General features: G+C 50.8%; 11 protein-coding genes. 6 read left to right on the top strand and 5 right to left on the bottom strand.

Going from position 1 to position 15,105, the window contains the following annotated elements:
- A partial coding sequence (locus tag F566_RS0124715; protein ID WP_020405052.1) for an IS66 family transposase occupies nucleotides 1–239 on the top strand: 239 nt, incomplete at its 5' end.
- A 34-nt stretch (nucleotides 240–273) separates the two neighbouring features.
- On the top strand, nucleotides 274–1,950 hold the full coding sequence (locus F566_RS0124710) for an Ig-like domain-containing domain (protein WP_020409720.1): 1,677 nt from the start codon (nucleotides 274–276) through the stop codon (nucleotides 1,948–1,950).
- Nucleotides 1,951–2,022: 72 nt separating this feature from the next.
- On the opposite strand, the gene F566_RS0124705 is transcribed toward F566_RS0124710, so the two are convergent.
- From F566_RS0124705 to F566_RS0124695, 3 genes are all read right to left on the bottom strand, one after another.
- Entirely contained in the window at nucleotides 2,023–3,084 is a 1,062-nt protein-coding gene (locus tag F566_RS0124705) for an ACP S-malonyltransferase (RefSeq protein WP_020409719.1), read from the bottom strand.
- A gap of 47 nt (nucleotides 3,085–3,131) precedes the next feature.
- Nucleotides 3,132–5,369: a thiamine pyrophosphate-dependent enzyme gene (locus F566_RS0124700; protein ID WP_020409718.1), complete on the bottom strand. Its 2,238-nt coding sequence runs from the start codon at nucleotides 5,367–5,369 to the stop codon at nucleotides 3,132–3,134.
- Nucleotides 5,370–5,504: 135 nt separating this feature from the next.
- Nucleotides 5,505–6,692 carry an acyl-CoA dehydrogenase gene (locus F566_RS0124695; protein WP_020409717.1) on the bottom strand — a complete coding sequence of 396 codons (1,188 nt, stop codon included), beginning with the start codon at nucleotides 6,690–6,692 and terminating at the stop codon, nucleotides 5,505–5,507.
- A 275-nt stretch (nucleotides 6,693–6,967) separates the two neighbouring features.
- Here F566_RS0124695 and F566_RS0124690 point away from each other — a divergent pair, with 275 nt between their 5' ends.
- Nucleotides 6,968–7,816: a LysR family transcriptional regulator gene (locus tag F566_RS0124690; protein ID WP_020409716.1), complete on the top strand. Its 849-nt coding sequence runs from the start codon at nucleotides 6,968–6,970 to the stop codon at nucleotides 7,814–7,816.
- A gap of 150 nt (nucleotides 7,817–7,966) precedes the next feature.
- Here the strand turns inward: F566_RS0124690 and F566_RS0124685 are convergent, their stop codons facing one another.
- On the bottom strand, nucleotides 7,967–8,773 hold the full coding sequence (locus F566_RS0124685; protein WP_020409715.1) for a substrate-binding periplasmic protein: 807 nt from the start codon (nucleotides 8,771–8,773) through the stop codon (nucleotides 7,967–7,969).
- 536 nt (nucleotides 8,774–9,309) lie between these two features.
- Between F566_RS0124685 and F566_RS0124680 the strand changes: the two genes are divergently transcribed.
- From F566_RS0124680 to F566_RS0124670, 3 genes are all read left to right on the top strand, one after another.
- Nucleotides 9,310–10,674 (top strand): S8 family serine peptidase, encoded by a 1,365-nt coding sequence (locus F566_RS0124680; protein WP_020409714.1) that lies wholly within the window; start codon nucleotides 9,310–9,312, stop codon nucleotides 10,672–10,674.
- 89 nt (nucleotides 10,675–10,763) lie between these two features.
- Nucleotides 10,764–11,078 carry a hypothetical protein gene (locus F566_RS0124675; protein ID WP_020409713.1) on the top strand — a complete coding sequence of 105 codons (315 nt, stop codon included), beginning with the start codon at nucleotides 10,764–10,766 and terminating at the stop codon, nucleotides 11,076–11,078.
- Between the two features lie 605 nt (nucleotides 11,079–11,683).
- Nucleotides 11,684–12,397: a substrate-binding periplasmic protein gene (locus tag F566_RS0124670; protein ID WP_020409712.1), complete on the top strand. Its 714-nt coding sequence runs from the start codon at nucleotides 11,684–11,686 to the stop codon at nucleotides 12,395–12,397.
- A 97-nt stretch (nucleotides 12,398–12,494) separates the two neighbouring features.
- Here the strand turns inward: F566_RS0124670 and F566_RS0124665 are convergent, their stop codons facing one another.
- On the bottom strand, nucleotides 12,495–14,888 hold the full coding sequence (locus tag F566_RS0124665; RefSeq protein ID WP_020409711.1) for a glycosyl hydrolase family 18 protein: 2,394 nt from the start codon (nucleotides 14,886–14,888) through the stop codon (nucleotides 12,495–12,497).
- Nucleotides 14,889–15,105: the final 217 nt, after the last annotated feature.

Below are 15,105 nucleotides of genomic sequence, written 5' to 3'. Positions count from 1 at the left end.
ATTGGGTGGAAAACCAGATCCGGCCTTGGGCGCTGGGTCGTTCCAACTGGTTGTTTGCCGGATCGCTGCGCAGTGGTCAGCGGGCAGCGGCAGTAATGAGTCTGATCCAATCGGCCAAACTGAACGGACATGATCCCTATGCTTATCTGAAAGATGTACTGGCGCGTCTGCCGACGCAGAAGAACAGTGCCATTGCTGAATTACTGCCTCACAACTGGAGCGGTCCGGTCAACCTGTGATAGCCGGACGCTTACGTATTAGAAGGATCATAAGATGGCTCTCAGCACTTCACATAAGGTTTCTATATTCGTTTGCTCGTTAGTTTTGTCCGCTTGCGGAGGTGGCGGTGGTGGCTCGGATTCGCGAGATGATGACACTAGGCCGGTGGTCAGCAGTACAAGCCCTGGTGCAGATGCAAACAATGTCATAAGGGCGGCGTTAGTAAAAGCTCAGTTTAATGAGGATATTCTTGCGACCAGTGTATCCCAGGAGAGCTTAAAGCTGACGGGGAATGCCGGGAATATTGCCGGACAGCTGGAGTTTGATGGTGTCAGTAACGCGATCGTTTTCAGGCCCGATGAGAGATTACCTATGGGAACGCAATTGACGGCTTCCCTGAGTCAGGATATTACAGATCTTTCAGGCAATACGTTGGGTAATCAATATTCCTGGTCATTTACAACCTCTAATGGTGGGTGGACCGGGCCGGTTTCTATCGAGGATAGTACGCCTCATGCTGACTCGCCTGAGGTGGCTTATGACGCTGAAGGGAATGCGATCGCGGTTTGGATACAGGCCAATAACACCCGCTATAACACCTATGCTAATCGTTATTCTGCCGTGGATGGAACCTGGGGTGATCCAATACTTATTCAGGCCGATGAAAGAGGTAATTCCTATTCACCGCAAGTGGCTTTTGATGCGGATGGCAATGCGCTGGCAGTCTGGAGCCAACATGACGATGACCAAAGAAATATTTATGCAAATCGCTATTCTGCGGAAGATGGAAAGTGGGAAGGTGCTGAGCTGATAGAGTCCGGTGACGGATACGCCGATATTCCACAAATCGCGATTGATCGTGACGGAAATGCCGTGGTGGTGTGGTATCAGCAGGACATACCAAAGTCCAGTATCTATGCGAATCGTTATTCAGCGGAAGAGAAACGTTGGGGGAAGGCGACACTGTTGGAAAATAACTACAGTGGCGACGCCGATGAACCCCAAGTGGTATTCAATAATACTGGGGATGCATTTGTAGTATGGGAGCAGAACGACGGCACAAGATTTAATATCTTCGTTAACAAGTACTCTGCTGATGAAGGGACTTGGGGCACCGCTGAGTTTCTTGAGCTTGATAATGCGGGAGACGCGAGGCATCCTCAACTGACGACAGACGGTGACAATATTGTGGCAGTTTGGCAGCAGTTTGATGGTCTTCATACCAACATTTACGCAACTCGTTATTCCTCTGAGGATCAACTTTGGGGAGCGGTGACTCTTCTGGAAGAGAGTGATTCCGGGGATGCTCAGAATCCACAGGTTGAATTTGATTCAAACGGGGATGCTATGGCCGTTTGGGCACAAGATGATGGTGCTCATATCAATATTTACGCCAATCGTTTTTCAACATCCGACAATAAATGGCTGGGAGTCATTCCCATCGAAGTAGGAAATGAGGGAGATTCATCCTCGCCGCAACTGGCGACCGATGGAGATGGCAATACCATCGTTGTCTGGAAAAATGATGATGGATCCGGAATGACCAACATATGGGCCAATCGCTATACGCTTGAGGCTGATAAATGGGAAGGAGCGGTACTGATTGAAAATGATGACTCCGGCCAGGCGGTAGCCCCTCAGATTGCCGTCGCCTCACGAGGAGAGGCCATCGTGGTATGGATGCAATACAGCGGTGGGTTAAAGAATATTATGGCCAATCATTATGACTAGAGTTACCTAAGTCGACAGATCCCGTTCGTCGACTTACTGCTCTTTTTCCTTTTTTTGTTGTTGGGACGCACATCAGCGTCCCAGTCTCTCCGCCTGATCCTCTCTCCCCATCGCCAACAGCAATGGTTCAGTCTTCTGTTGTGACTGGAAGCTGCTCTTATCTGACATACCTTGCCAGTGCATCTTAGTCATGGTTTGCGCGACGGCTCCGCCCAATGTGTCACCAGGCCCAAGGACGGCAATTTTATCCGGGGCAAACTCTTTAATGGCAACTTCAACGGCCAGTGTAAAGTCGTAGGGTTGGACCACCTGGTGACCGAGGGTATAGTCCCACAGATCATCGGTGTCTGTACTCCAGGGTGTCCAGATGCCACCGCGACCGTCTACGAGCGGGATGTCAGGCGTCTGAAATGGCTGTGTACTGAGGTGCTGTCTCGCCTGTTCCATAACGGGAGTTTGTAGAGGTGTGTGAAATGCCGCGTGATTATGTAATTTTAGGGGAAAACGATCCTGCTCCGGAGGGAGTTCTGCCAACATCATTTTGCAGGCGCGATTGGTACCGGCGAGAACCAGCATGCCACCTAGCTCAATCGATATGAAGGCTTCTTCACCGTCCTGTTCCTGATTGATCTTGGTCAGTAGATTGATGACCTGTTCCCGTTTACCCGGGATAGGCTGCCATTGCTCGTCGACCAGGGTATAAACGACCTGACCACCGATCAGGGCATTGTGCATGGCCGTGCCCATATGATTGATCAAGTGCAGGGCATCCATGGGGGCGAGGGCACCGGCACAGGCCAGGGCGATATACCAGCCCATACTGTTTCCTGTAATGGCAACGATCTCGTAGCGATTCTGATCGATACTCAGAAAGTCAGAATAAGCGCAGGCATAAATCAGGGCTGAGGCGTTATCACCAGAAGAGTGTTGCTTCAGGGCATATTTGTCAGCGCCATCCAATTCGCTCAGTGGGATTTGTTGCTGGGCGTTTCGATAGTGATCAAATTCTGTAAGGAGATCTTTTTTGTCTGAATGAAAACGGGTCAAATAGCCCAGTTCATTCTGGTTATAAGTGCCTCGGCCAGGGCAGACGACAATGATTCTTTCTTTTTTGGTGGTTTGATCGCTCGTCATAACGCTACTCATTTAGTGATCTACTTGGGCTTGCCGTCTAATGGGCTCTATTCCGCTTTGGCCAGCCGTACGTGTCCGACAAGTTCTCTGGCTGCTTCGGTAATACTGTCCCGGCTGGGCAATGTCGAAGTGGCGGCTTTGCCCAGGGGGATAAAGGAATCTTCAGCGCTCAAGCGGGCAACTCTGGACCGATCCCAGCCGGCTTCCATCAGCAGAGTCATGATTTCTTCACTAACGGAGCCGGTGCGGCGGCATTCATCGACGACCAGAACATGCTTACAGTCCTTGATCGCAGCTAACAGTGCATCTGCCGGTAGGGGAAGTAACCATCTTAAATCGATAATCCGGAGCCTTATACCAGCCTCTTCAAGGGATTGAGCGGCCTGTCTGCTGAGATAGTAACCGTTGCCATAGGTGACGATGGCCAGATCTTTACCGTCTCCCCACTGGCCAATTTCACCAAAGCCAATACTTTGATCTTCCTCAGGAGTTTTGTAGGGGAAAGTCCAGGCACCATCACCCTCATCAAGAAGATCTCTGGTCATGTAAAGGGCAATCGGCTCCAGGAAAACCACGACACGTTGCTCTTCGTGGGCCAGCCGCACCGCTTCACGTAGCATGGAGACAGCGTCCTGGCCGTTAGAAGGGCAGGCAACGATCACACCTGGAATATCCCGAAAGACGTTAAATGAGTTGTCATTATGAAAGTGACCACCGAAACCTTTCTGATAGGCGAGGCCGGCAATCCGGATCACCATAGGATTGGTGAACTGTCCCTGAGAGAAAAAGCTTAATGTGGCGGCTTCTCCCCGCAACTGATCTTCAGCGTTATGTACATAGGCCAGGAACTGAATTTCGACAATCGGCAGCAAGCGGTTATGAGCCATCCCGATACCCAGGCCCAGAATGCTTTGTTCATCCAGTAATGTGTCAATGACCCGATGAGCCCCGAATTTTTCCTGCAATTTTTGAGTGACCCCGTATACACCGCCTTTGCGACCGACATCTTCACCGGCCAAAACAATGTTTGGATGATTCACCATCAGATCCGTCAATGCCCAGTTGATGAGCCTGGCGGTATGCTGGGGGCTGTTCATCTGGCCTGCTTCTCGGGAGAAAGCCTGCTCTCTGGTGATCGTTGACGTCGCTTTGACGTCAGCAATGGCTTCAGGAGATCGTTTGGGTGGTGTCAGGCTTGCCATGACACCCTCTGCCGACAGCAATTTAGGTCGTTGAATCGCGGCCTCGGCAACCTTGGCGACTCTTTCCGACGTTGCCTGATAAAGATCTGATATCTGCTGTGAGGTCAGCAGGTGATTTTCCAGCAGTATTCTGGCCGAGTGTAGTAGCGGGTCTTGCGCTTCGTGAGCCTCGATTTCCTTCATGGAGAGATAAGCTTGCTGTGCGTCCGAGCCGGCATGGCCCATCAGACGAACGCAGCTCATATGTAGAAACGTAGGCTGGCGGCGCTTTCTCACCAGTTTTTCCGCTTCTCTGGCTCTGGCGTAAACATCGGCAAAGTTAAGGCCATCACAGCGTAGATAGTTCATGCCGGGGCGGTGTCTGACACTGGATTCCACCCAGCCTGGGGGGGTACGCACGGAGATGCCAATGCCGTTATCTTCACAAACCCAGAGCAAGGGCAGGGGAATGCGTTGGTAGGCTGTCCAGCAGGAAGTATTGATCGCACCTTGTGAGGTGGAGTGGTTCAACGAAGCATCGCCAAAACTGCAGATGACGACGGCATCGCTCGGCATTTCACCCGTCTGGCCAATACGGCGGTTTAGCCCGACACTATAGGCTGCCCCAACCGCTTTAGGCAGGTGGGAGGCGATGGTGCTGGTTTGAGGTGGAATAAACAGAGTCTTGGAGCCCAGCACTTTGTGGCGACCACCGGCAATGGGGTCTTCGCTGGACGCTGCAAAACTGAGCAGTAAATCCCAGGCGATGGTTTCGCCTGGCAATTGCTTGCTACGCTGAATCATGAACGCCGCATCACGGTAGTGCAGGAAGGCCATGTCGTTGTGCCGGAAAGCGGCGGCGATGGCGGCATTGCCTTCATGGCCGGAGCTGCCGATGGTGTAAAAGCTTTCTCCATGTGACTGTAACCTTCGGGAATGAAGATCCAATACTCTGGACAAGACCTGGGATTCAAATAGTGCCACGGCCTCGGCGTGACTGAGCCCTGCTTGTGCAGGAGTGGTGTTACTCAGTGCTTGTGGCAGATCGCCGGAGCTCACTCGCCGTATAAAATTTTGTTCCACCACTTCCGCGCGATTTTGCATGCTGGATATCCTCAGCCTGATAGAAGAACCGACCCCATTCGGGGCCGGCGATATTGCTTGTTATTTTTAACGTGTATATTGTCTGGACAGCGCATCTTCTGGAGCTCCAGTATAAATCTGAGACTCCGGAGAAACTCAGACGCCCGTAAAGGCCTGCAACCCGGTTTGAGCACGGCCCAATATCAGAGCATGAATATCGTGAGTGCCTTCATAGGTGTTCACCGCTTCCAGGTTGCAGACGTGGCGTATGACATGGAATTCATCCGCGATGCCGTTACCCCCATGCATGTCTCTGGCGATGCGTGCAATGTCCAGGGCTTTGCCACAGGAGTTGCGTTTGATCAGCGAGATCAATTCTGGGGCGCACTGATCGTTATCCATCAGTCGACCTGCCTGCAGGCAGGCTTGTAGGCCAACACTAATTTCTGTCTGCATATTTGCCAGTTTCAACTGAACCAATTGATTCGCCGCCAAAGGGCGACCAAACTGTTTGCGGTCAAGGGTGTACTGGCGTGCCTGTGTCCAGCAGAACTCCGCAGCCCCCAACGCACCCCAGGCGATCCCATAGCGGGCTTTGTTCAGGCAGCCGAAGGGGCCCTTCAGGCCTGAAGCATTGGGAAGAATCTGGGACTCAGGGACGAACACATCCTCCATGACGATTTCACCGGTAATAGAGGCCCGTAGAGAGAACTTTCCTTCTATCTTGGGAGCTGAGAGGCCAGGCATTCCTTTTTCAAGAATAAACCCGCGAATCTCGCCATCCAGCTTGGCCCAAACCACCATCACATCGGCAATCGGGGAGTTGGTGATCCACATTTTGGTGCCTTTAAGCAGGTAACCATCCGCCACTTTTTCGGCACGGGTGCGCATGCTGCCGGGGTCTGAACCTGAGTCCGGTTCAGTCAGTCCGAAACATCCCACCCATTCCCCCGAGGCCAGCTTGGGCAGATATTTCTTGCGCTGTTCTTCACTGCCATAAGCGTGTATCGGATGCATGACCAGGGAAGACTGCACGCTCATGGCTGAGCGATAGCCGCTGTCGACCCTTTCCACTTCTCTGGCGACCAGACCATAGCTGACATAATTGGTCCCGGCGCACCCGTACTCTTCAGGCAGGGTACAGCCGAGCAGGCCCAGTTCGCCAAGCTCGTTCATGATTTCACGATGAAAGATTTCCTTCCGGTTCGCTTCCAGTATTCGGGGCATGAGCTTTTCCTGGGCGTAGTCGCGGGCTGTGTCGCGAATCATACGCTCATCATCGGTTAGCTGGGTTTCCAGCAGGAAAGGGTCTTGCCAGTCGAATTGGGGTTTGCTCGCGCTCATGAATACTATTCTCCGGAATGGGCCTGTGTCTGTCTGATCTATTGGTTGGCCTATTGTTTGACCTGGGTCTATCTAATCAATGCCTGACTGAGCAGAGGAAGCCCAAATGGAAACTACTGTCAGTGCAGGTACGACAAATCGTTAACAGACCCTAGCATACGAGCACTTTTGATAGAGTTGAAATATAATTTATATGAAAGTGCTATAGCTGATTTCTATAGCAAGATGACAGCAGGATATTGATCACCCTTGGTGACAGGAATGCAGGAAATAGTATGGACTTACGGGAGCTGCGTTATTTTATTGCGGTATATGAGCTTGGCTCCATTTCGGCGGCGGCCAGACGCTGTTTTGTGGCACAACCCTCCATATCGGCGGCTATTCAGCAGTTGGAAAGTCACCTGGAAGCCTCTCTTTTCACTCGTCATAGCAAGGGGGTATACCCGACTGATGCGGCTCAGCGTCTCTATCCTTTGGCAAAGAAGCTGACCAGCGAGGCGCAGGCCATCACGCACCTGTTTCGTAGTCAGCCGCGTCCAGTCTCCTTTACGCTGGGGTTAATGCGATCCCTGGGAACGGATCGGATGAGCCAGTTGCTAAAAGAGCTTATCCAGACCGTGGAGTCTCTGGAACTCACACTGGTCAACCCGGAAGAACTCTGTGATGCCTGTATTATCACTCCGGCGCATATCCGTGACGATGATCATTTTCAGCCTATATGGCTTGATCGTTATCTGCTGGCGTTACCACCGGGTCATCCACTCTGTCTGAAAGAAGAAGTGCCGCTGGAGGAGCTCAATAACCTGCCGTTCATACATCGCAGTCCTTGCGACGCTTTACAGAGGCTGCAGCAGGAATTGCGGACACGGCAAATTGAATTCCATGTACGGGCCAACATTCGAACCATTGAATATGCTCTGGGGTTGGTCAGCGCTGGTGTCGGGGCGGCTCTGGTACCGGACTGGCCTACGACCCGGGAACGTAAGGATATTGTGCTAAGACCACTGGCGGAAATCGATCTGAAGCTGGAAATTGGATTGGCCTACCCAAGCCACCAGGAGACGGAAAAAGCTCTGGAGAGCCTGCTGGGATTGTGTAAAAGGCGATGGGAGCGAGGGGAGTAAATTTCCGGCCGGGGGAATGACCGGTTGCTGGCTTGGTGAGGATGAATGAGGATACTCGTTATAGAACTGCCCGCCAATTGTCTGCCAATGATCTCATGCAAGTGCTCTTGTATAAGCCATCACCGGCAGACAACTGGGGGAGATAGGCCTCTAACGCAGATATTTCTCGGTTAGAGCACCCATGAATTTTGGGTCATCACGTAACCTGGCCACTTCATCCCAGATGGCATTTTCCTGACTGGCATCAAATGGAGCGCCTTTAGCGAATGTCAGGTGGTAGGATTTACTGCTGATGGGGAATAGATTGGACTTCAGCAGACCTTTGAAGTTCGGGTCTTTCTGCAGGTGATGATAAACTTCCGGCGTTGTGATGACAGAGCCGCTTTTCAGCTTTGCCAGCTTCTCGATATTACGCAGTTCGCCGGTCTTGCTCTCGTAAATCTTTCTGTTGGATTCACGCAATGTGCTGACAATCGAGTAACCCTTGGCCACGCGAACAGGTTCAGGAAGCGTATTCAAATCACCCTTGAAGTCGTAGTTACTGTCACTGGAGACCACCACGATGTACTCCACCTGGGCGACCCGGGAAGCCGATCGCTTGGCGGTAACCGCATCGACAGGGTAATTCATATATTGCGCCCGCTCTTGTTTATAAGAGGCGGTCACCACTCCATGGACCAGATTTCCCCGGGCTGAATCCAGACAATCCTGCCACAGCATGGGTTTGAATTCGACGTTATAACCAAGATTGCGCGCTGCCTGTTTGACGATATCCACATGGACGCCAGCGGCTTCTCCATCATCGTTCACATAGGTGAAAGGGTACCAGTAGTTGTTATCACTGCAAAAAGTGATGTCATTCTGGGCGGCGATGGCTTGTGAGGAAATAATAGTAAGTGTGGAAATGATAGCGAAGAGTAGAAACGCCACCTTCCCGGAGGCTTTGTATATCGGCATGTGTTTTCCTTTGATTGGAAAGTTATTGGCATTTGGGAGGCGATTTATCAATTTTTTATTTCTGCCGGTCGCTGGATAAATTTATCAGCATTCTCAAAATGTTAGACAATGATTATCGAATGGCAAGCGGGAAAGGCAAGTAACTATTAGTGTTTTTTTGATTTAGTGATGTATATCAACTCTCCGGCATGCCTGGGTGGTGAACGGAGCTGCCGGACACCGCCATGTTTCGTCTGGTTTTCACTGTCTCTTTTCACCTGCCTCCTTTCACTGAATAAGGCAGGTACTGCCCTTTCTTTTTAGTGTAGGCGCTTTTGTAAACACTGGAAGTGTTGGGGAAGAGAATTTCGCATTAAGTTAAGGACAAACCCTTCCTATAAGTTCACGGCAGGCTTGCGGCTCGTACTTGTACTCGAAGTTTTATAGAGCAACGGCCAGACACTATAAGGTTAGCTGTTTTCATGACGATAAGGAATTACTTACAAACTGTAACATTAGCTAGACTTTAAATACCAACGCAGTAAAGGGTGCTCAAAATGAAACAGTGGTTCTATGTGTTCATGATGTGGAGTACAACTTTCTTTGGCGGATGGGCGATGGCCTCTGCAGAGGGACCGCCTTTTCGTCAGGGTGAACTGGTTGTTATCGACAATATCGATTTAGTGCCAGGCAATATGATTAAGCGCCAGCACCGGAATGCGGGAATCGTTGTTCTTGAAGTGACTCCAGGAGCGGAGCAGCAGGAAATTGCCCGCCTGAAAAAGATGGGAATTCAGGCCCATCTGAATCGAATAGCCAGGAAGTTTGTAACCACTGGCGATCCTTTTTCCAGCTACCAGTGGCACTTTGATAATGTTCAGGCGCAGCAGGCCTGGACGCTGTCAACTGGCGAAGGTGTGACGGTAGCGATTCTGGACACCGGTCTGAACAATGGAGGTCCCGATGGGATTCACTGTGTGGTGTCCCCTGCCAGTATGTTGGGGAATGCCAGTGGCGCCCATGATGGTGATGGGCATGGGACTCATGTGTCAGGGACGGTTGGGCAGAGCACGGGCAATGGGGTCGGTGTCGCCGGACTTGCCCATGGCAGTTGCATCATGCCAGTGAAAGTGTTGAACGATGAGGGCAGTGGTACCTTTTCGGATATCGCGGCAGGAATCGTTTATGCCGTGGATCAGGGGGCGAAAGTTATCAACATGAGTCTGGGGATCGATGCCAGATTCGGTATTACACGGGATCCGGTAATGGATCCGGCCCTGGATTATGCCTATGCCTCCGGCGTGACTGTGGTGGCAGCCGCAGGAAATGATGGTTTCAGGAAAAATGTCAGCTACCCCGCGATCTATAAGACGACGCTGTCCGTGGGGGCAACAGACTACAATAATTCGTTAGTCCGCTACTCCAATCAGGGAACCGGTCTGGACCTGGTGGCCCCGGGTGGTAACCTTTCGGCTGACGGCAATGGTGATGGCTATGCCGATGGGGTTCTGCAGGAGACATTTGACGGTAATGGATTCGGATACTGGTTTTACCAGGGGACCTCCATGGCATCACCTCATGTTGCTGCTACAGCAGCACTGCTGATTGCCAATGGCACCGCGAGTCATCCGGATGACATCAAATCTGCCTTGACTCAGACAGCTCTGGATCTTGGCGAAAGTGGCCCTGATAAGAAATACGGATTTGGCTTGGTTCAGGCTTACAGTGCGTTGCTGTGGGTCGCAGGAAGTCCATTGCCCGTTCCAGAGGGAAGTTGCACTGATCTTGATGGCGATGGTGTCTGCTTTGAAGAGGGAGATTGTGACGATAATAATGCCCAGGTTCACCCAGGGATGAATGAGAAGGGCAAGCGTAGCAGAGATGGTTTGGATAATGACTGCAACGGGATAATTGACGGATAAACTGAATACTGAAGGCGTGTGTAAGACAAATCGCAATGATATTCAATACCCGACCTGAAGGGGCGGGTTAACTAAAGAGGAGAGTCCTTATGATGATTGCTCGTTGGTCTATCGATGCGAAATTTGGCTACAAACAGAAAGTTCTCGATCTGATGCAAAACTGGGTGAGTGAGATTGGCCCGCAGGTAGGTTTGAACAGCGATAAGTTGCGAATATTGACGGGGTCTGTCGGGGCGTTGGAATCCACTATTCAGGTGGAGCACCTTATCGAGGATCTGACAGAGTTGAATCAAACCTGGGAAAAACTGGCAACGATTGAAGCGCACAGGCAATGGGGACAGGACATGGAGCCTTTTGTGGTGTCCGGCACCAATCGGTGGCAAATCTTTCGGGTTGTTGACTGATAATCTGGTCAATATGCAGTGAGTTATGCTGTAAAGCCTGAAATATTATAGATCTCTGACAAGGGGCAGACTCCAGCCCCTTATGCAGGCAACTCCGCGGGCCTGGAATACGGCAAATCATGAGGAATCGCTGGAATTCTTGTTGATTCAGCAACTTATCACTACAAAAGTAATACGAATTATCACGTTGTAAACATTGTCCCAAAGCCATCTGGCCCAGGTCGAAAGCGTATCTAAGTCTATGACTTCAAATAGATTTGGTGATTTTGGCCAGTTTCATGGTTTATTTAGTACTTATATGCGGCGAACTCAGCCGAATGGTATAAACTTTATTAATTAACGCGTTGGGTTAAAGAGTTTCAGAGTGAGTGTTCAAAAGGATGCTTGAAATTCAACTGCTGCCACTTATCCAGCATTGGCAAACGATTCAAATAAGTTAGAGGGATATTGGTGTTGCGGTAACGACAGTCGTCCTTGGTTTCTCACTATGCAGTAAAAGCAGGAGTTGAGAGGACAAAGGTGTGGTTATCGGAAGACGAATGTTCCGGTGAGGAGAATGCTACGATGAGTTTACGTAGAATGTTTTTGGGGCTGTGTGTCGGATAGTGGTCACGGCCAGTGGTCATCAGGCTTTGGCTCAGGAAAAGCTAAGTATATTCACTGAAAATTATCCCCCCTATAACATGTCTTTGTCCGGCAGCGCATTTGCTCATAAAGAGGAGGATATTGCCGGGCTGTGTTCAGACGTTGTCAAAGCTTTGATGAGAAAGAGTAAGCTGGATTACCGTTTAAAACTCAGAAACTGGGCAACCGGGCTGAGCCGGGCGAAAACTAAACCTAATCATGCAATTTATTGTGCCGCGAGAACTGAAGACCGTGAGCCGTATTTTCATTGGGTGGGGCCCTTGGCCAATATCGATTGGACCCTTTACGCCAAACCCGGTTCAACGATTAAGCTGAATAGTCTGGATGATGCCCGTAAATACCGTATCGGTGGGTACAAGGATGATGTGATGAGTAACTACCTCATTGAGCGTGGATTTAATGTGTCCACCATGGCCAATGACAGTCTTAACCCACGGCGCTTGGTATTGGATCAGATTGATCTGTGGGTGACCGACGGTTTGGCCGGTCCCTATGTTGCATCTGAAGAGGATATAACGGACCTGGTTTCCGTGCTCACTTTCCGCTCTACCCCGTTGTATATGGCTGTGAATATCAATTCGGATCCAGAGTTGATTAATAAACTCCAGGCAACGTTCAAGGCGATGGCAGAGTCCGGCGAAGTGGAAGCGATGTCCAAGCCTTACGTTCAGTAATTCGGACCAGGGAATTTCAGGCAAAAAAGCCGCGATAAATCGCGGCTTTTTTGTGCGGTAGACATTTGTACAAGAGACAAACTTGTACCAAAGACAATTAGAAAGAGCAGACCTCAGTCCAGCTTCCGTCACTGCCTGGAACTGATTGGGTCCACCAGTTGGCCCGATAGACCACATTGTTGTGTGACATCATATCTCCGCCACTGGCGTGGCTGGGGTTCCCCTGCCAGTCGGTCTGTGTCCAGTTTGGATACACATTGACGCTACTAGGGTCCACATTGGCATCGTCACAGTTACCACCGTCATTGCCGTCGTCTCCACCATCATCGCCTCCGTTATCAATCGAACCGGCAGGCAGTTCCGGATAATCCTGCTTTAGGGCGAATGTATGGTTTCCGACTTTGACTCGCCAGTCGGAAGGTGTCGGCATGGGGAGGTAGTAATTCAGGGTGATGTCCATGCTCTGACCGTCATTCAGCGCCTGGTAGTTCTTCAGGGTAAAAGCCACCCGGTGATGGTCGTTTTCCAGGCCCCCGATATTGTTTCCGGAACTGTTGGCACCACTTTCTATCACCTTGAGACCAACACCACTCTGATCGCTGATTGTATCTGGTATGGCTGTGGGAACCTGGAACTCAAATGTGGTTCCGCCAGGGATGGTTTCCCCCGTTTGGTTGGTGATTGTCAGTTTAGGATTGATTGGATAATTCTGGTCGCCAAGGCGGAATCCGCTGAAGCTATAACGGATGTCCAGACTGGTGGCTGGGAGTTCTGAGCCAATCTGACTGCCATAGGGGGCGGCATTTTTGAATTTATCGTAAAACTGGTTGGTGAGCGTATTACCCATGAAGTATTCGCCTTTGGCTTCGTTCCATGCGTAATCCCCAGCCAGTTCCCAAAACATGACGCCACCAATATCGTTGTCGACGATGTACTGTGCTTTGGTGCCAATGGATTGTTCGTCTTCAATTGAGAGAAATACGCGTTTCTCCGCGTTCCACAACCAGGGCGCCACAGCCGTTGCATCGTAATGACGGGAGTAGGAACCGGTCAGTACATTGGCAGGGTCATTTGCCGGATCCAGGCCATAAGCGGAGATGTAGCTGCCTGAAATGCCTTCTGCCAGGTTCCTGGCGTGCCACAATGGATTGGAACCGGCGCCCATTTCATTGCCTTGTTTATCCAGGTCGTGCCAGATGTTGTCGATACCGATTGCGCCGTGACCGCAATCATTTTTATCACCCGAGCCGGTACCGGGAGGACAGTTATTCTGATCCGGGTAGGAGGCAGTTCCCCAAAGTCCGGATTGACCGCCGGTGACCCCCTGCCAACCGCGGGTGTAATAAGGCACACCGATATTGATACGTCCGGCCTGCATGGTGCCCCGGAAATATTTATATGCCCAGTCAGTATTCAGGTAACCGATGCGTTTGTATTGAGAGGTGTTGTAATAATTCCAGGCTTTCAGCTCAACATCCTCGCCGGTATCGTATAACGCCGCATTTGGCCCCACATATTGATTCCAGGCTCCGTGCAGGTCATAAGTCATGATATTCACGTAGTCCAGATAAGGCGTGATCTGCATCAGCTCCATACCGCGAAGCAGGTAGCCCGAAGAGGGGGAAGCAATGGTGAGCATGTAGTGTTTGCCGTCTTGCGCTGACGCTGCGTCCAGCTTCTCTCTCAGGGTTTTCATGAGTTCTACGTAAGAAGCCATCAAACCGGCGCGACGGGCATTGGCGATGGTGAAATCATCCGGGTTGCCGGCGTCGTTCATGCTGGTGGGATATTCGTAATCAATATCCACACCGTCAAAGCCGTAGCTCCTCAGGAAGGTCACCACAGAATCGGCGAATGTGTTGATGCCCTGATGGTTAATGCTGTTATCCGCATTGGTGGTCATGGTGTAGAAGCCACCGCTGTCCACTCGGTCACCGTTCTCATCGAAATAGCCGCCGGTTTCCGCCCAGCCACCAACGGAAATCAGAGTTTTGACATGAGGATGCTGCTTCTTGAATTTGTTCATTAGGTTGAAATGGCCCTGGTAGGGGAATGAAGGATCCATTTCGGCGCCGTCAACGTCGTCCCAGGTCAGCCCGGTTGCGGCATTTTCCGGATTGCTGACGTTGCCGACGGAAATTTTATTGTTTCCGTCCACATGAGCGAATGCGTAATTGATGTGGGTTAGTTTATCCCAGGGGATATCGTTGGCCAGATAAGCCGGTGCACCATTTTTACCAGTGCGCCACGAGGTGAAGTACCCGATGATACGACGAGGATGGTCGGCCCCCATCATCTCCCGGCCGTCACTGTCATACACCGTGCAGTAAGGCACGTCGATTCCCGGCGTTTGGTACAGTCCTTCCGGACGGCAGTCTTCTGCGGCAACCAGAGCTTCGGAAGAAGAGACGGCAATCGGGGAAGCGAGGACGCCGCTCAGTAATACGGCAGAGGTTAGTACTCCCAGGGGAGGGGTCTTAAAAGTACGCATAGTTTATTCCTTTTTTTGATCGCCCTGTTACATCCAGGGCTCCTTTTCTTCGTTATGGTTATGCAGGTGATTGATACTTTTAGTACCAGTTCAATACCTTGGGAGATATAACTGAAAAGGTATTATATTATTAGTACCAATTTCCCTGTTGGATCTACTGATGTCGCACGAAATTTATTATTGGTATCTTAATGGTTGCATAAAAAATTGAATTAAT

The organism is Hahella ganghwensis DSM 17046 (assembly GCF_000376785.1).
GTDB classification, from domain to species: Bacteria; Pseudomonadota; Gammaproteobacteria; order Pseudomonadales; family Oleiphilaceae; genus Hahella; species Hahella ganghwensis.
This window is presented reverse-complemented; position numbering and strand designations above follow the sequence as displayed.